General features: G+C 48.0%; 12 protein-coding genes and 4 tRNA genes. 6 read left to right on the top strand and 10 right to left on the bottom strand.

Annotated features, from left to right (window positions below; genetic code table 11):
- Nucleotides 1–50 precede the first annotated feature (50 nt).
- Together ligA and RCH83_RS09395 are read left to right on the top strand one after the other, a co-directional pair.
- Nucleotides 51–2090, top strand: a complete 2040-nt coding sequence (gene ligA / locus RCH83_RS09400; protein WP_306521317.1) for an NAD-dependent DNA ligase LigA — start codon at nt 51–53, stop codon at nt 2088–2090.
- A 135-nt stretch (nt 2091–2225) separates the two neighbouring features.
- Nucleotides 2226–2741: a DUF2919 family protein gene (locus RCH83_RS09395; protein WP_306521315.1), complete on the top strand. Its 516-nt coding sequence runs from the start codon at nt 2226–2228 to the stop codon at nt 2739–2741.
- A 2-nt stretch (nt 2742–2743) separates the two neighbouring features.
- Here RCH83_RS09395 and RCH83_RS09390 read toward each other — a convergent pair whose 3' ends face one another.
- Nucleotides 2744–4372, bottom strand: a complete 1629-nt coding sequence (locus RCH83_RS09390; protein ID WP_306521313.1) for a response regulator — start codon at nt 4370–4372, stop codon at nt 2744–2746.
- Nucleotides 4373–4554: 182 nt separating this feature from the next.
- Here RCH83_RS09390 and RCH83_RS09385 point away from each other — a divergent pair, with 182 nt between their 5' ends.
- Nucleotides 4555–5250, top strand: a complete 696-nt coding sequence (locus RCH83_RS09385) for a hypothetical protein (protein ID WP_306521311.1) — start codon at nt 4555–4557, stop codon at nt 5248–5250.
- A gap of 284 nt (nt 5251–5534) precedes the next feature.
- Here RCH83_RS09385 and RCH83_RS09380 read toward each other — a convergent pair.
- From RCH83_RS09380 to RCH83_RS09365, 4 genes are all read right to left on the bottom strand, one after another.
- Nucleotides 5535–5610 (bottom strand) — tRNA-Val (locus RCH83_RS09380).
- A gap of 21 nt (nt 5611–5631) precedes the next feature.
- Nucleotides 5632–5707 (bottom strand) — tRNA-Val (locus RCH83_RS09375).
- Nucleotides 5708–5727: 20 nt separating this feature from the next.
- Nucleotides 5728–5803: transfer RNA gene (locus RCH83_RS09370), tRNA-Val, on the bottom strand.
- A 24-nt stretch (nt 5804–5827) separates the two neighbouring features.
- Nucleotides 5828–5903: transfer RNA gene (locus tag RCH83_RS09365), tRNA-Val, on the bottom strand.
- Nucleotides 5904–6106: 203 nt separating this feature from the next.
- Between RCH83_RS09365 and gltX the strand changes: the two genes are divergently transcribed.
- Entirely contained in the window at nt 6107–7519 is a 1413-nt protein-coding gene (gene gltX, locus RCH83_RS09360) for a glutamate--tRNA ligase (protein WP_306521309.1), read from the top strand.
- A gap of 213 nt (nt 7520–7732) precedes the next feature.
- Nucleotides 7733–8626: a YdiY family protein gene (locus tag RCH83_RS09355; protein WP_306521307.1), complete on the top strand. Its 894-nt coding sequence runs from the start codon at nt 7733–7735 to the stop codon at nt 8624–8626.
- 87 nt (nt 8627–8713) lie between these two features.
- Here the strand turns inward: RCH83_RS09355 and serA are convergent, their stop codons facing one another.
- The 5 genes from serA to RCH83_RS09330 form a co-directional block, all read right to left on the bottom strand.
- Nucleotides 8714–9940 (bottom strand): phosphoglycerate dehydrogenase, encoded by a 1227-nt coding sequence (serA, locus tag RCH83_RS09350; protein ID WP_306521305.1) that lies wholly within the window; start codon nt 9938–9940, stop codon nt 8714–8716.
- Nucleotides 9941–10154: 214 nt separating this feature from the next.
- The gene (gene rpiA / locus RCH83_RS09345; RefSeq protein WP_306521303.1) at nt 10155–10811 is read right to left on the bottom strand and encodes a ribose-5-phosphate isomerase RpiA; all 657 of its coding nucleotides are present in this window, start codon (nt 10809–10811) and stop codon (nt 10155–10157) included.
- Nucleotides 10812–11098: 287 nt separating this feature from the next.
- Nucleotides 11099–12175, bottom strand: coding sequence for a calcium/sodium antiporter (locus RCH83_RS09340; protein ID WP_306521301.1), 1077 nt, complete (start codon nt 12173–12175; stop codon nt 11099–11101).
- Nucleotides 12176–12418: 243 nt separating this feature from the next.
- The gene (locus RCH83_RS09335; RefSeq protein WP_306521299.1) at nt 12419–14242 is read right to left on the bottom strand and encodes an ABC transporter ATP-binding protein/permease; all 1824 of its coding nucleotides are present in this window, start codon (nt 14240–14242) and stop codon (nt 12419–12421) included.
- Nucleotides 14243–14317: 75 nt separating this feature from the next.
- Entirely contained in the window at nt 14318–14599 is a 282-nt protein-coding gene (locus tag RCH83_RS09330; RefSeq protein ID WP_306521297.1) for a pyrimidine/purine nucleoside phosphorylase, read from the bottom strand.
- Nucleotides 14600–14849: 250 nt separating this feature from the next.
- On the opposite strand from RCH83_RS09330, the gene RCH83_RS09325 reads away from it, so the two are divergent.
- On the top strand, nt 14850–16178 hold the full coding sequence (locus tag RCH83_RS09325; RefSeq protein WP_306521295.1) for a sensor domain-containing diguanylate cyclase: 1329 nt from the start codon (nt 14850–14852) through the stop codon (nt 16176–16178).
- Nucleotides 16179–16209: the final 31 nt, after the last annotated feature.

Raw genomic sequence — 16209 nt, 5'->3', positions numbered from 1 at the left:
CCCATGCTATATGCCATCAAAAAAGTGTGATGCCCGATCTTGTGGATGTTATGACTCAAATTTTTTCATCAGATGCTGCTAAACAGCAGATAGACCAGCTGCGCCAGCAAATAAATCAGCATAATTATCAATATTATGTGCTGGATAACCCAAGTATCCCTGACGCCGATTACGACGCGCTGTTCAAACAATTGCAACAGCTGGAGCAACAGTTTCCTGAGCTGGTCAGTGTTGATTCGCCAACACAGCGGGTTGGTGCCAAACCCTTGGATAAGTTTGGTCAGGTACAACATCAGTTGCCGATGTTGTCGTTGGATAACGCCTTTGCCAATGAAGATTTCCTGGCCTTTTATCAGCGTATGGCCGACCGGCTGGATCAACAAACAGAATTTAAATTTTGCGCCGAGCCCAAACTCGATGGTTTGGCCGTTAGTATCCGTTATGAAAATGGGGTTTTGGTGCAAGCCGCCACCCGTGGTGATGGTTATACCGGCGAAGATATTACCAGCAATATCAAAACCATCCGTTGTATTCCGCTGACGCTGCAAGGGAAGTATCCGGCAGTACTGGAAGTGCGGGGTGAAGTTTTTATGCCACTGGCTGGTTTTGAAAAAATGAACGAAGCGGCCAAACAACGCGGTGATAAAATATTTGCCAACCCACGTAATGCCGCTGCCGGCAGTTTGCGCCAGCTCGACCCCAAAATTACCGCCAGCCGTCCGTTAAGTTTTTATGCTTATGCCGTTGGCGTGGTGGAAGATCCCGACAATCTGCTGGATAACCAAAGCCATTATGGTCGTTTGCAACAGCTGAAAAACTGGGGTTTGCCGGTGTGCCCGGAAATTCGTTTATGCCAGGGCGCCGACAAAGCGCTTGCTTATCATCAGCAAATTGGTGAAAAACGCAGCAGCTTGCCTTATGAAATTGATGGGGTAGTGCTCAAAGTAGACAATCTGGCGCAGCAACTGGCGCTTGGTTTTGTGTCGCGCGCACCACGCTGGGCCATTGCTTTTAAATTTCCGGCACAGGAAAAAACCACCCGTTTATTGGATGTGGAATTTCAGGTGGGTCGTACCGGCTCTATCACACCAGTAGCACGGCTGGAGCCTGTCAGTGTTGGTGGTGTCACTGTGTCCAACGCCACTTTGCATAATCAGGACGAAATCAACAGGTTAGGCATTCAGATTGGCGACACTGTAATAGTGCGCCGCGCCGGCGACGTGATCCCACAAATAGTTGCAGTGGTTATGGCAGAGCGGCAGCAAAGCCAGCCTATTGTATTCCCTAGCCAATGTCCGGTCTGTCAGTCCGACATTGAGCGGGTCGAAGGGGAAGCGGTCAGCCGTTGTAGTGGCGGTTTATATTGCCCGGCGCAGCGTAAAGAAGCGCTGAAACATTTTGTCGCCCGTAAAGCCCTGGATGTGGATGGTCTTGGCGATAAATTAATAGAGCAGCTGGTTGATGAAGGCCTGGTGCATAACCCGGCCGATATTTTTAAACTGGATATGCCAGCCTTGGTTGGGCTGGAGCGCATGGGCGAGAAGTCGGCGCTAAAGCTGTTAGCCGCCATTAACACTGCCAAAAATACCACTTTGCCGCGTTTTATTTATGCGCTGGGCATTCGGGATGTGGGTGAAGCCACAGCACTGAATTTAGCCAACCATTTCCGCACTTTACCGGCCTTGCAGCAGGCTAGTCTGGAGCAGCTTTTAGCTGTTGCCGATGTGGGTGCTGTAGTGGCCGGTCGGTTATTACATTTTTTCCAGGACGCCCATCAACAACAAGTGGTCAGCGAGCTGATTGCGGTGGGTATCAGGTGGCCTGACATTGAAGCCAAAGCCGAAGTTGCACAACCACTGGCAGGTCAAACCCTGGTTTTAACCGGCACTTTAACGGCGATGGGGCGGGATGAAGCCAAAGATAAATTACAACAACTGGGCGCTAAAGTGGCAGGCTCAGTGTCGGCCAAAACCCATGCGGTGATCGCAGGGGATAACGCCGGCTCTAAATTGGCCAAGGCTGAAGAGCTGGGTGTTGCGGTCTGGACCGAAGATCAGATGCTGGCGCTTTTTGCTGAGCACGGGCTTTAACATGAATAGGAGGTTGTGCAGTCACAAGAATCAGCAGCCCCTGCGCTTTGCTGTCTACGCCTTGCGGTTAGCGACTGTGGTGCCAGCTGCAGTGGCCGGCGTTTTGATGGCCGGAAGCGGGAGTGCTGACGGCTGATGACAGAACAACCAAAAAAATACGCCGAGCTGCCGCTGCTGGACGCTGATGGCCTGCACCGGGTACCCAACCGGCTGTATTTGTTATTGTTGCTATTGTTACGGCCTTATATTTGCTGGTTGTTAACCTTAACTTTGCCGGCCGAGCAACGTTCGATGCTGGCCTGGATTTATCCGCAAAGTGCCGATTTTGTCCGTGCTTGTCTGATCTGTCTGCCGGTGCTGCTGGTGTTTGCTGCTTTCACCCAAAGGGTGCCTTATGACAAAAAACTCAGAAGAGGCAGAGCCAAAAAGTTCTGGTTTGCTGTCTGGCGTTACAGCAAATGGCTGTTGCTGGCGGTGGTTGCTGTAGATTTATATTGGACTATTAGCCATTTACCGCAGTTTGTTGCGATAAACGCACCCTGGTTGTTATTAGCACCTTTGTTATTGCTACTGGCGTTTGGCTGGTTGCTTGGCAGCAAAAAGCTGCCGCTGGTGTTTGCAGAATGGCCGGAAGATAAAGTACAGAAATAACCTTAACGGGCGAATACGGCCGGATGTTTGAGTTTCAGCTGTTCAAAACGCCGGCTTTGCTCCGGATTTAATTTACCTTTTTCAATAGCGCGTAAACAAGCCTGTGTCAGCAGTTGACGTTTTTGCGCAGGCAACAAATGTTCAGGTGCCGTCAGCATACTTTGTAATAAGTTCAGCGCTATACCGCTGTTGCGTGGTAATAAGCGAAAGGCATGTTCAAAAGCCGCCAAAGCGGATTGCCAGTTGCCGTGCTGAAAATGCATAACAGCAATATTGTTGAGTTCGCGTGGCGGGGTAGTGAGCTCAGCACGTTCGGTGCTTTCCTGATGCAGATAACTTTTCAGGTAAGGATCGGTTTGTTGTTGCTGGCAATAACGGGTGATTTGTTCAAACCATTGTCTGGACACCTGTGTCAGCCCAACTTCATGCAAAGCTTTGGCTTTATCCAGCGCCGCTTCCAGGTTATCTATCACCATATTGTTGTTATCAAGTTCGGCCAGTAGCTTCTGTGCTTTGTCTTTTTGATCTTTTAAATACAACAATCTGGCCTGCACCACCAGTTGTTGCTCTTTGGTGTCAGCGTCCGGAAATTGTGATTTCAGGCTACTCAGGCAATCGGCGGCTTGTTTGCTGAGTTTATTGGTCTCACCGTCCTCGTCCAGACTGACGGCAAAATCAATACAGGCACGGGCCAGATTTAAATAAAGTTCAGGCTGTTCATACATCGAATAACGGGCGAATTTCACCATGTCACGGGCGGCTTTATATTGCCTTTCGTAGTCGTGGTTCAGCCGTGACAGTTGTTGCAGCTTTTGCTGACGGAATAAATTACGTGGCGCCAAAGCTGTGGCTTGTTCCAGATGGAGCTGCGCCTGTTCAAATTCATCGCGGCGAAATTCCAGTTCAGCCAGTTGCTCCAGCGCAAAAAGTTTGGTTTCACCTTTTTGTTCCAGTAGTTGCATTTCCACTGTAGCTTGCTGGATATCTCCTTTGGCCAATAAGGTTTTCACCAAACCCATGCGTGCCCAGTTAAAAGGTTGCACGGCCAGTACAGAGCGGAAAAACAACTGCGCTTTGTCGTAGTCGGCCAGTTGTAATAACAAATCGCCTTTAAAACGTAACAATACCGGCACCAGCTTGGGGTTCTGGCCTTCGGCCAACATCTGATCCAGCTGTTGCAAAGCGCGATCCAAGCGGTTTTGTTCCATCCAGAGGTAAATGGGCATCAGTTCCTGTTTGCGCCTGAGCACCCGTTCAATACGGCTTTGCAAATCGCGCATCGTATAGGGTTTTGCCAGAAATTCATCAGGTTGCAGCTCAAGCACACTATAAACCAGCGATGGATCTGTTTCGGCGCTGATAAAAATAAAACCGGTACTGAGTTTTTGAATACGCCGTACTTTTAATTCTTCATACAGCTGATAACCGTCTTTGCCTTGTTGCAGGTTAAATGAACAGATAATGAGGTCAAACTGCCGGTCTTTACACAGCTGCAAGGCACTTTGTGCTTTGTCGGTAAACTGTACCTGGGTATAACCGAGCTTCTCCAGCGCAAAACGCAGATAGTTCTGTGCTAGTGCCTGTTCGTCGATGATCAGGATTTTAATTTCTCTGCTGAGGTTCTGATCCATCAATAAGCCAGCGAGTCTGAAAAGAGGTTATGGCTACTATAGCAGGACAGAACTGGCGATGAAACAGGCACTTGAGTGCGAAAATTCAGACCGTTTTTTTTACACTCTGCTGACAGATGGTTACAGCTATTGGGCTGCCCCCTGATTAGGCTGAAACAAACCATCAACAGGGGAATGTAAAAATGGACAAGCGGGCTTATTGGTGTTTGCCGTTATTGTTATTAACCGGCTGCAAAGTGGAATTAAACAATGGTGAGCAAAAATCGGAATTTCAGTATCAGTTTGCACAAGGTGCTTTAGGTTGGCAGGCCGGTTTTGCTGATTATCCACAAGAAAATTCCGGCATTTATGAGCTGGACTCAGGCATTAAAACCTTGCCCACTGGTTTTACCGGTTCAGGTTTTATGTTGTCCGGTCATAATCGCAGCGACGATTTATTTATGTATCTCAAACGCCGTATCACGGGCTTGTCGCCGTCCAGCCGTTATCAGGCCAGTTTAACCGTGAGTTTTTTATCACACAGTGGTGTCGGTTGTGTTGGCATTGGTGGTGCGCCAGGTGAAGCTGTGTATCTGCATTTTGGTTATGCCGATATTGAACCTAAACAAAATGGGTATACGCTCAATGTCGCCAAAGGTAATCAGAGTCAGGACGGCGCTCAGTCGAAGGTGCTGGGGGATATTGCAGTGCCGGGTTTGCCTTGTGATGCTTCCAAATACCAGAGCAAACTGGTCAGTTCCAGTGTCAGTAAAAATCTAACCTTAACCACGGATGCCAGTGGCGCAGTCTGGATTTTTGTCGGCACAGATTCAGGTTTTGAAGGCAAAACAACGCTTTATTATCAAAATATTGAGTTGAACTTCACGCCTGCCAGTTGATAGGTAGTTGTTGGCTTTTACAAACACAGCGAAGCACCGATGTTTTCAACACAAGATTGTGCCGGAGAAGTTGGCGGCTAAGCTGTGTTTTTATTGGTGTAGGGGCGGGAAAGGATAAAATTGTGCGAACGAAGCGAAATAATCTTATCAATGCTGATATTTTTTGAAGATTTGAAGATTTGAAGATTTGAAGATTTGAAGATTTGAAGATTTGAAGATTTGAAGATTTGAAGATTTGAAGATTTGAAGATTTGAAGATTTGAAGATTTGAAGATTTGAAGATTTGGTGGATTGTACTGGGTTCGAACCAGTGACCCCCGCCTTGTAAGGGCGGTGCTCTCCCAGCTGAGCTAACAATCCGCTGGATAAATCTCGAAAATGTGGTGGATGGTACTGGGATCGAACCAGTGACCCTCGCCTTGTAAGGGCGATGCTCTCCCAGCTGAGCTAACCATCCTGGGGCTTGCAGTTATTGATTGGTGGATTGTACTGGGTTCGAACCAGTGACCCCCGCCTTGTAAGGGCGGTGCTCTCCCAGCTGAGCTAACAATCCGCTGGATAATCAATATAAACGTTATGGTGGATTGTACTGGGTTCGAACCAGTGACCCCCGCCTTGTAAGGGCGGTGCTCTCCCAGCTGAGCTAACAATCCGCTGCAACGTTCGGCGGTCATTATAGGGGGCAAGCAAAAGCTGTCAATGATATTTTTTCATTTTGCAGCCGTCTGCTGTAAAAGTAGTCATTTTTGCCATTTCATTGATAAATCGTGTGGTTCTATGGCTGAAGAGCAGTGCAAGAGCCGCCCCGGATTGTTACAATGGCGTCATTATTTGTTGTCTCAAATCTGGATGAATTATGTCGATTGTTACCCGTTTTGCGCCAAGCCCAACAGGTTATCTGCACGTTGGTGGTGCCCGTACTGCGTTATTCAGCTGGTTATATGCCAGAAAAACCGGTGGTACTTTTATTCTGCGTATTGAAGACACCGACTTAGAACGTTCGTCTCAAGAGTCTGTTGATGCCATTTTAGACGGCATGAACTGGCTGGGGCTGGACTGGGATCAAGGTCCGTTTTACCAGACTAAACGTTTTGATTTATATAAAGAAGTTGTGGCTCAGCTGCTGGCTGAAGGCAAAGCTTATAAGTGTTTTTGCACTGTTGAAGAAGTAGACGCCATGCGTGAAGCACAAATGGCGGCCGGCGAAAAACCAAAATACAACGGTATGTGGCGTGACCGTACTGATCATCCAACTGACAAACCTTATTGCATCCGTTTTAAAAATCCGCTGAATGGCGTGGTGGTGATTGACGACCTGATTAAAGGCCGCATTGAAGTTGCCAACGCTGAGCTGGACGATTTAATTATTGCCCGCAGTGACGGTACCCCAACCTACAACCTGACTGTTGTGGTAGACGACTGGAAAATGGGTGTGACCCACGTGATTCGTGGTGATGACCATGTGAATAACACCCCACGTCAGATGAATATTCTGTCGGCGCTGGGTGCACAGTTACCAAAATACGCCCATGTACCGATGATTCTGGGTGATGATGGTAAACGTCTGTCTAAACGCCATGGTGCTGTAGGTGTGATGCAATACCGCGACAACGGTTATTTGCCACAAGCCTTATTAAATTATCTGGTGCGTTTGGGCTGGTCTCATGGTGACCAGGAAATTTTCAGCCTGGACGAGCTGGTGGAAATTTTTGACTTATCGGCCTGTAACCGTGCTCCTTCGGCTTTTAACACCGAAAAACTGCAATGGTTAAACCAGCATTACATCCGCACTTTGCCTGCTGCTGAAGTAGCCAAGCACCTTGAGTGGCATATTGCTGAGCAAAAACTGGATATCAGCAAGGGCCCAAGCCTGGAGCAAGTGATTGCAGTGCAGGGTGAGCGGGTGAAAACCTTAAAAGAGCTGGTGGAAGTCAGTCGTTATTTTTATGAAGACTTCAGTGACTTTGAAGAAAATGCCGCGAAAAAACATTTACGCCCAGTAGCTGCGGAGCCATTGCAGGCCGTTGCACAACATTTGGCTGCGCTGACAGACTGGAATGCCGAAACTGTGCATGCTGCTATTAACACCGCTGCCGAAAGCCTGGGCCTTGGCATGGGCAAAGTGGGTATGCCACTGCGGGTTGCAGTCACTGGTGGTGGTAATTCACCTTCGTTGGATGTGACCCTGACGCTGATTGGCAAAGAGCGTAGCCTGGCGCGTATTGAGCTGGCGCTGGCCTTTATCAAGGCGCGCGGCGACGCCGCTTAACTTCCGCTTGGTGATAAAAAAGCCAGTCGCCGACTGGCTTTTTTATGTACAGGGTCTTTACGAGTGTCCGGACCAAAGGTACAGCTGCGTTTGGGCACAAAAGTCGTTGTTTTTTATCAATGTTGTTTTGCTGGTTGTTAAAGTCCAGCAAGCTGTGGTTCAGGTGTGGTGATTAAAATCCGCATCTTTTTGTTGAAGTAAAAGGAAATGGGTATGTCGTTGCGCATCTGGGGAGCAACTTTTTGGGTGGGAGTTTGTGCCATTTTTACCGTTTCGGTACAAGCAGAAACAGCAGGTGTTTTTGCCAACAATATAGTGGCAGTGCCTTATGGTCAGAGCCAGTTACCGCCAGAGCGGTTAAAGTCGGGTCAGACTTATCAGCAGTTAAAACAACTCGACAACTTCGATAACGCTGGTGGGGATGATTTTAAACCCTGGGCGGGTGATCTGGAGTTAGGTCTGGTACTCAACAGTGGTAACACTGAATCAACGGCTATTCGTGCCAATGCCGAACTGATGCACGAGATGAAAGACTTCCGGAATAAATATCTGATCCAGACGCTGCTGCAACGCAACAGCCAGTTTGATGAAGAAACCAATACCAAAACCCGTTACACCACGGGCCAGCGGATCAATCTGGTAGGTCAGAGCAACTACAAGTTTTACCAGAGTGAACACAGTATTTTCGGCCGTGCCGCTTATTTAAATGACCGTTTTGGCGCTTTCCATGAACAGGCGTCAGTGGCGGCCGGTTATGCCAAACGTTTATTTGAACGGGGTGAAAGTTATTGGGACTTTGAAACAGGCCCTGGTTTTGCCCATCAGGAAACTTCTGATGGTCAGCGCAGCACCGGTATTATTTGGTTTGTCGCAACCAACGTCGATTATGCTTTTAGTGAAACCAACAGTTTCCGCCAGGCGCTGGAATGGTCGGTGTCGCTGGATGGTAAAAACTCCAGCTGGCAAAGCCGCAGTGTGTTGACCTCTCAGGTCAGTGGTCAGTTGTCGATGCGGTTAAGTTTTGTGATGAAATACGACTCAAGCCCGGGTGAATTCCGTCAGAAAACCGATACTGAAACTTCGGCCACTCTGGTGTATTCATTCTGATAAGTTTGTTTTAACACGGACATAAAAAAGGAGCTGATATCAGCTCCTTTTCCTTGTTACTTGCAATGGCTTAGTGCCACAGCATCTTTAATGCAGAACCCGCGCTTTTAACGTGCCTGGAATGGCTTTCAGTTCATTCAGCGCCAGCTCGTGGTCCAGACTGTCGATGTCTATCACCACATAACCAATTTCGCTGTTGGTTTGCAGATATTGACCCGAAATGTTGATGCCATGTTTGGCAAAAGCTTCGTTGATTTTGGTCAGCATACCAGGCTGGTTTTTGTGGATATGTAATAAACGTGAACGGCCTTTGTGTTCCGGCAACGACACTTCAGGGAAGTTGACGGCCGACAGGGTAGAGCCGTTGTCGGAGTATTTCACCAGTTTACCGGCCACTTCATAACCGATATTTTCCTGCGCTTCCTGAGTAGAACCACCGATATGCGGCGTTAAAATCACATTGTCAAAAGCACGCAGCGGCGATTCAAACTCTTCATCATTGCCGGTAGGTTCAACCGGGAATACATCAATAGCAGCGCCGGCCAGTTTTTTCTCGGCCAAAGCACGGGCTAAAGCATCAATATCCACCACTGTGCCGCGGGAAGCGTTGATCAAAATAGAACCGGCTTTCATCAGATCCAGTTCAGCTTCACCAATCATATTTTGGGTTTGTGGGGTTTCAGGCACGTGTAACGTAACGACGTCTGAGGTTTTTAATAAAGTAGATAAATCAACCTGGGTGGCATTACCCAGTACTAATTTGTCTTCAATATCATAGAATTGCACTCGCATGCCAATGTTCTCAGCCATGATAGACAGCTGAGTTCCAATATGGCCATAACCAATAATACCCAGGGTTTTGCCACGGGCTTCATAAGACTGAGTGGCGGTTTTTTGCCATTCACCCCGGTGGGCAGCGGCGTTACGTTGCGGAATACCACGTAATAACATAATAATTTGTCCAAGCACCAGCTCAGCAACAGAGCGGGTATTGGAGAAAGGTGCGTTAAACACCGGAATAGCACGGGCCAAAGCAGCGTCTAAATCCACCTGATTGGTGCCGATACAAAAACAACCAATGGCCACCAGTTTACCGGCTTCTTCCAGCACTTTTTCTGTCAGCTGGGTACGTGAGCGAATGCCAATAAAATGCACATCTTTGATTTTTTCAATCAGCTCAGCCTCAGATAAAGACGTCTTCAGATATTCAATATTGCTGTAACCCTGATTTTTGAAAGTTTGTACTGCACTTTGATGCAGACCTTCCAATAACAGGATTTTTATTTTGTCTTTAGGCAGTGAGTATTTTTCCATTTTTCCTATCTCTTCAATGTTGCAAAATTTGGCGTAGTACAGGCGCTTTGAATAATTTTAGAAAATCAGCGTCCGGTAAAATTGGGTACTGGCCTTGGTGTCAAAAAACTCGTTCACAATATCGGAACCATGGGCTGCCTGCGGTTTTGGATATAAAAAACGCAGCAGCACGGCAATTAAACAGGCAAGCCCGGCGCATCGGGTTTGCTGATGTTCAGGATAAAACCAGTGTGCCTTCAGCTTTGCCCACCAGCACCAGGTCGGCCGGGCGTACGGCAAAAATGCCGTTCGTGACCACACCGGTAATTTGGTTGATTTGTTGTTCAAGTGCCACAGGATCAACAATGTGTAAATCAAACACATCCAGAATAATATTGCCGTTGTCTGTGATTACTTTGTCACGCCAGACCGGGCGACCGCCGAGTTTGGCAAGCTCTCTTGTCACATAGTTGCGTGCCATTGGAATTACTTCCACCGGTAAGGGAAACTTACCCAGTACATCCACCTGTTTGCTGGCATCGACAATACAGATAAATTTTTCGGCAACAGCGGCAACAATTTTTTCGCGGGTGAGCGCTGCGCCACCACCTTTAATCATATGGTGTTGACTGTTAATTTCGTCGGCGCCGTCGACATACACGCTAAAAGTGTCAATGTCGTTTAAATCCAGCACCTGAATACCCAAAGCACGCATTTTTTCAGTGGATTGAATGGAGCTGGACACCGCACCTTTGATATCGTTTTTGATGGTGGCTAAAGCGTCGATAAAATGATTGACGGTGGAGCCTGTGCCAACACCCACTACTGTGTGACGGGGAACATACTCCAGCGCAGCCCAGGCTGCATTTTTTTTCATTTCATCTTGCGTCATTGGTACACCTGAAAGATTTAGCCATAAAGACGGATATTATATCGAAAGGGCGCTTTGACAAAAGCGCAATTTAGAGCCCCAACACGAAATAATCAGCATGGCCTTATTCCGCTTTGGCTATGTCGTTGTTTTACTTCACCTGAACCAGGGTTCAGGTTATTTCTATACAGCGCCCAGCGCCTGTTTTGCAACAGCGCCTGATAGCAAATCACGGCAATTTTTGTGGTGTTTTGCTTTGTTCAGGCAAAAAAAACGCTTCCGAAGAAGCGTTTTTAGCAAACTGCTTTTCAGGCTGACTGACGTTTTTTCCTGAAATCCCAAGCCAGGCTTATCAGCACATAAGCAATGACCAGCGGTACCAGGCCATATAAAATGCCTTCCTGTAGCTGTTGCAGATAAGGTTTTTGCAACGCCATGGCAATCAGGAACCAGGTGTAGGCCGCGTATAACACCAGAAACATGGCACCTTCGATGCGGTGCAAAATGGCACCGACAAAAAACAGCGGTATACAAAGCGCCGCGACGGCCAGCATCACCGGAATATCAATTTGTGACATCTGCTCGCCGGCAAGCAGCGGCGTAGGTGACACCAGACCAGAGATACCAAGCACACAAAGGATATTAAAAATATTGCTGCCGACCACATTACCCACGGCAATATCACGTTCACCACGAATAGTAGCCACAATAGAAGTAACCACTTCCGGCAACGAAGTACCGGCCGCTACTATGGTTAAACCTATCACAGCTTCGTTCACACCCCAGGCTGTTGCCAGTTCAACTGCACTTTGCACCAACCAGCGGGCACCCAATACCAGTAGCGCCAAACCACCAATCACAAAAGCCAGATTTTGCCAGGTGGGGTGTGGCTCTTTTAGCATCTCTTCGACTTCATCGTCACCGGCGCTGTCTGTGCCTTGTTGTTTGCCTTGTTTAAACAAAAACCAGGTGTAGCTTAATAAACCAAAAGTCAGAATAGCGGCTTCAAATCGGTTAATTTGCCCGTCCTGCACCATCAGAACTGCAACAACAGACACAGCGACCATAATGGGCACATCCTGACGGATCAGCTGACGTGAAATAATCAGCGGCATAATGACGGCGGCAGCACCCAGGATAAACAACACGTTAAAAATATTGCTGCCCACCACATTGGCGATTGCCAGTTCGGCCTGACCGGCAAAAGCTGCTTTCACACTGACCGCAAGTTCTGGCGCACTGGTACCAAAAGCCACCACAGTTAAGCCAATTACTAAAGTTGGAATGCCAAAACTGGCAGCGAGGCGGGCGGCCCCTTTAACCAGCAGGTCGGCGCCAATCACCAGCAGCACCAAACCAACAGCTAAAAACAACCATGTCATCATTGTTGTACTCACTCTGTTAAATAAACTGTGCACAGCCTACTGATTTGATGTTAAAAAAACAACGCTTATAGAGTGCAGGAATTTGCCGGATTTATTCGGCTTTAGCAGGGCGTATTTGGGAAAATCAGTTCAGCAGCATGTTGCTGCCTTTGCTGCACTGCATGCAGAGATAACAAGTGTTCAGCCGCAGCTCTTGCGGCTGAACTTTAAAGCTAAAGCTTCAAGGTCTGATGCGGGCGTGGCTCAAACAAATCCAGTTTCAGTCTGTTGATGTTGGCGCTGCTGCAAAGCCCAAAGTTCAGCATAATAACCGCCTTTTTCCAACAACTGCTGATGTTGCCCTTGTTCCACCACTTTGCCTTGTTGCAGCACCACAATCTGATCGGCATCCACTACAGTGGATAATCGATGGGCAATGACCAAAGAGGTGTGGCCAGAGGCCACTTCGCGCATGGCCTGCAAAATAGCGGCTTCACTTTGTGAATCGAGCGCTGAGGTGGCTTCATCAAACACCAGAATTGGCGAGCGTTTCAGCAGTACCCTGGCAATGGCAATACGTTGTTTTTCGCCGCCAGATACTTTTAAACCCCGTTCGCCAACCAGGGTGGCGTCCCCTTGCGGCAGGCTGTTAATAAAGTTGCGTAAATGCGCCATATCAATAGCTTGTTCAATATCAACATCGCTTGCAGCGGGGTTGCCATAAGCAATATTGTCGCGGATGCTGCTGTTAAACAGCACAGTGTCCTGCGGCACTATGGCAATGGCACGACGTAGACTATCGAGGGTCAGCTGTTGAATATCCTGACCATCCAGCAATATTTGCCCCTGGTTTATATCGTAAAAACGATACAACAGCCGCGCTAAGGTACTTTTACCGGCACCTGAACTGCCCACCACCGCCACTTTTTGGCCAGGCAAAATGGTCAGGTTAAAGTCCTGCAAAATAGGCCTTTCCTGTTGATAAGCAAAATGCACCTGACGAAACTCAATCTGGCCTTGTTGCAGTTGTAGTTCTTTGGCATCAGCAGATTCAGTAATTTGTGATTTGCGGTTTAAAAGCCCGAGCATATTTTCCAGATCGGTCAGAGCACGGCGAATTTCACGGTAAACAAAACCTAAAAAATTCAAAGGAATAAACAGCTGCAACATATAAGCGTTCACCATCGCAATGTCGCCAAGTGTCAGCTCTTGTTTAAGTGCACCTTGTGCTGCCATCAGCATCATCACCGTAATAGCAGCAGCGATAATCAGCGCCTGACCAGAGTTCAGCAGCAATAACGACATACGGTTTTTCAGCTTGGCTGTTTCCCACTTCGCCAGAAAATCGTCATACATTTTTGCTTCATAAGCTTCGTTATTAAAATATTTTACCGTCTCGAAATTCAGCAGACTGTCCACCGCCCGGCCGTTGGTGGCAGAATCGGCCTGGTTGGCATCACGGATAAACTGGTTGCGCCATTCGGTCACCTGCACGGTAAACCAGATATAAAAAGCCACCGCAACTGCGGTAATAAGCGCATACCAAAACGAAAACAAACTCCAGAAAATAACCGCAACCAACACTATTTCCAGCAAAGTCGGCACTATGTTAAACATTAAAAACCGCATTAAAAAACTCAGGCCATTGGTGCCACGTTCAATATCGCGGCTAATACCACCTGTGTTGCGGTCCAGATGAAAACTCAGCTCCTGCTGATGCAAATGGTTAAATACTTTTAAGCCAATCTGGCGCATGGCATGTTCGGTGACGCGGCTAAAAAGTGCATCCCGCACTTCACCAAAAAACACTGAGCCAAAACGCATCAGGCCATAAGCCAGCAGCAACAAAAGCGGTAACACCACTACTGTTTGCAGGCTGCGGTCCAGGCTATCGACTATCAGTTTTAATAAATAAGGCAACACTAAAGTGGCGGCTTTGGCGGCCACTAAGGCCAGCAAAGCAAAAATGACCCGGCCTTTAAAAGCCAGTAAATAAGGCAGAATATAAGCAATAGTTTGTTGAAGATTCAGTGCCTGACTTGACCGGCCAACATCAGGTCTTTTGGCCGCAGTGCCCATTCCGCGCATACATATTCCTTAGGCAGGGCAGGCTATTGTAACGCCGGAACCAGGCTGCATCTTTGGCCGGATGCAGCCTGTCAACTAAGCGTAAGTGCACAGATATGCCGTGTCCTGCGTGACGTCTAATTGAAATTTCTGATGGGCGGCCACCTCAAAGGACTGACCACGCTGAAATTGTTGCCAGTCAGACTGGCCTGGTAATTTCACTTTTAACCCACCGCTGATAATCGTCAGTGTTTCATGCTGGCTGGTGCCAAATTCGTATTCGCCTGGCGCCATCACGCCCACTGTTGCCGGCAGTTCTTCACCGGCGAAGGCAATAGATGCCACTTTACCATCAAAATACTGATTTATTTTAAACATTAATCACTCCAGAGCTGAGGTTGTTGCTAAAACGAGCTCTACAGTAAAACGGATTTTGTGGTTTTTGCCCAGCACTTTTAGCTGTTTAGATGGCTGAATTTTCAATCTGCTGTCTTTGTTCACAAAAAAAGATAACAAAGTAAAATAACGGCCAATCAACTATGATTGGCCTGTATCGTTTCAGGCGGCTCTTAGCGTTCCGCCACCGGCGTTTAGCATTACAACCAGCTGGTTAAGGGTTCTCACCAACATGAAAGCTAAACATTATCAGTCGCTTGGTAATTACATCGATCTATTGCTTGATATGATCTGTGTTGTTGATCAACAAGGACATTTTGTCTATGTCAGCGCCAGTGCTGAGTCTATTCTGGGTTATCCCATCCGTGAACTTATTGGTAGGCGCATGATTGATTATGTCTGGTCTGACGACAGGGAAAAAACCCTGCAGCAGGCCGAACGGGTGATGGCCGGTGATGCCATTACCAACTTTGAAAATCGCTACCGGCATAAAGAAGGCAAGCCGGTGTTTTTGTCCTGGTCAGCGCGCTGGTCACAGTCTGACGGCGTCCGGGTGGCTGTGGCGCGTGATATCAGTCAGGTAAAACAGGCACAGGCGCGGCAAAATGCTGTCTATGCAATTTCTGAAGCTGCCCATCAGAGTGATGATCTGGCGCAGTTATATCAGCAGATAGCCGCCATAGTGGCTGCTTTGTTGCCGGTGCAGCATTTTATTATTGCAATGCCTGATGACGAGACTGCGCAGTGGCAATGCCGTTATCAACAATTGTTAACTTGTGCTGCTACAGCACAAGTTGCCCCGCCAGACATCAAAAAATTCTGTGTGCAAGTGGCGCAGCAGCTGGAGGTACAACAATGGCCTGCCGACTGTGAAGAGGCCGGCTGGCTGGCATTGCCGCTGCAATCCGGCAGCGGTTTACAAGGGGTATTATTGCTGCATCCGGGCGCAGGCCAGGATTACAGTGCGGAAGATATCGCTTTATTAACTTTTGTCACTGCGCAGATTTCAGCCGCCATAGAGCGCAGAACCATGCTGGCGCGGCTGGAGCAGCTGGCGCTGCATGACAGTCTGACCGGCCTTGCCAATCGCACCTTGTTGCATGACAGACTGCAACTGGCGTTACAAAGAGCCAGTCGTGAACAAAGGCCGCTGGCGTTGTTATATCTGGATCTTGATCGTTTTAAACTGGTAAATGATTCGGTGGGCCATCAGGCCGGAGATGTGCTGTTACAACAAACGGCACAGCGCATCTTGCGGGCTGTGCGTCAGACCGACACTGTGGCCCGTTTTGGTGGTGACGAGTTTGTGATTTTGCTCGAGCAGATTGATCAAAAATCCACAGTGTTAAAAATTGCCGAAAAAGTACGGCAAGCCTTGTTGCCGCCTTTTATGCTGGCCGGACAACAATTTTGTGTTTATCCCAGTATTGGTATTGCACTTTACCCTGAGCATGGTCAGGACAGCCGTCAGTTGTTGTTGCGCTCCGATGTGGCCATGTACAGCGCCAAACACAAAGGGGGCAATCAGATAGTGCTGGCAGGGGAGCCGGAGCAGGTTTAACCTTAGTTGATTGCAACAATAAAGCTCAGTC

The sequence above is a fragment of the Rheinheimera sp. genome, from assembly GCF_030824435.1.
Classification (GTDB): Bacteria; Pseudomonadota; Gammaproteobacteria; order Enterobacterales; family Alteromonadaceae; genus Pararheinheimera.
This window is presented reverse-complemented; position numbering and strand designations above follow the sequence as displayed.

What these genes read in the sequence shown, in the direction of transcription:
- ligA (WP_306521317.1), top strand. Translation starts at nt 51, where the DNA reads ATGACTCAAATTTTTTCATCAGATGCTGCTAAACAGCAGATAGACCAG.
- RCH83_RS09395 (WP_306521315.1), top strand. Translation starts at nt 2,226, where the DNA reads ATGACAGAACAACCAAAAAAATACGCCGAGCTGCCGCTGCTGGACGCT.
- RCH83_RS09390 (WP_306521313.1), bottom strand. Translation starts at nt 4,372, where the DNA reads ATGGATCAGAACCTCAGCAGAGAAATTAAAATCCTGATCATCGACGAA.
- RCH83_RS09385 (WP_306521311.1), top strand. Translation starts at nt 4,555, where the DNA reads ATGGACAAGCGGGCTTATTGGTGTTTGCCGTTATTGTTATTAACCGGC.
- gltX (WP_306521309.1), top strand. Translation starts at nt 6,107, where the DNA reads ATGTCGATTGTTACCCGTTTTGCGCCAAGCCCAACAGGTTATCTGCAC.
- RCH83_RS09355 (WP_306521307.1), top strand. Translation starts at nt 7,733, where the DNA reads ATGTCGTTGCGCATCTGGGGAGCAACTTTTTGGGTGGGAGTTTGTGCC.
- serA (WP_306521305.1), bottom strand. Translation starts at nt 9,940, where the DNA reads ATGGAAAAATACTCACTGCCTAAAGACAAAATAAAAATCCTGTTATTG.
- rpiA (WP_306521303.1), bottom strand. Translation starts at nt 10,811, where the DNA reads ATGACGCAAGATGAAATGAAAAAAAATGCAGCCTGGGCTGCGCTGGAG.
- RCH83_RS09340 (WP_306521301.1), bottom strand. Translation starts at nt 12,175, where the DNA reads ATGATGACATGGTTGTTTTTAGCTGTTGGTTTGGTGCTGCTGGTGATT.
- RCH83_RS09335 (WP_306521299.1), bottom strand. Translation starts at nt 14,242, where the DNA reads ATGCGCGGAATGGGCACTGCGGCCAAAAGACCTGATGTTGGCCGGTCA.
- RCH83_RS09330 (WP_306521297.1), bottom strand. Translation starts at nt 14,599, where the DNA reads ATGTTTAAAATAAATCAGTATTTTGATGGTAAAGTGGCATCTATTGCC.
- RCH83_RS09325 (WP_306521295.1), top strand. Translation starts at nt 14,850, where the DNA reads ATGAAAGCTAAACATTATCAGTCGCTTGGTAATTACATCGATCTATTG.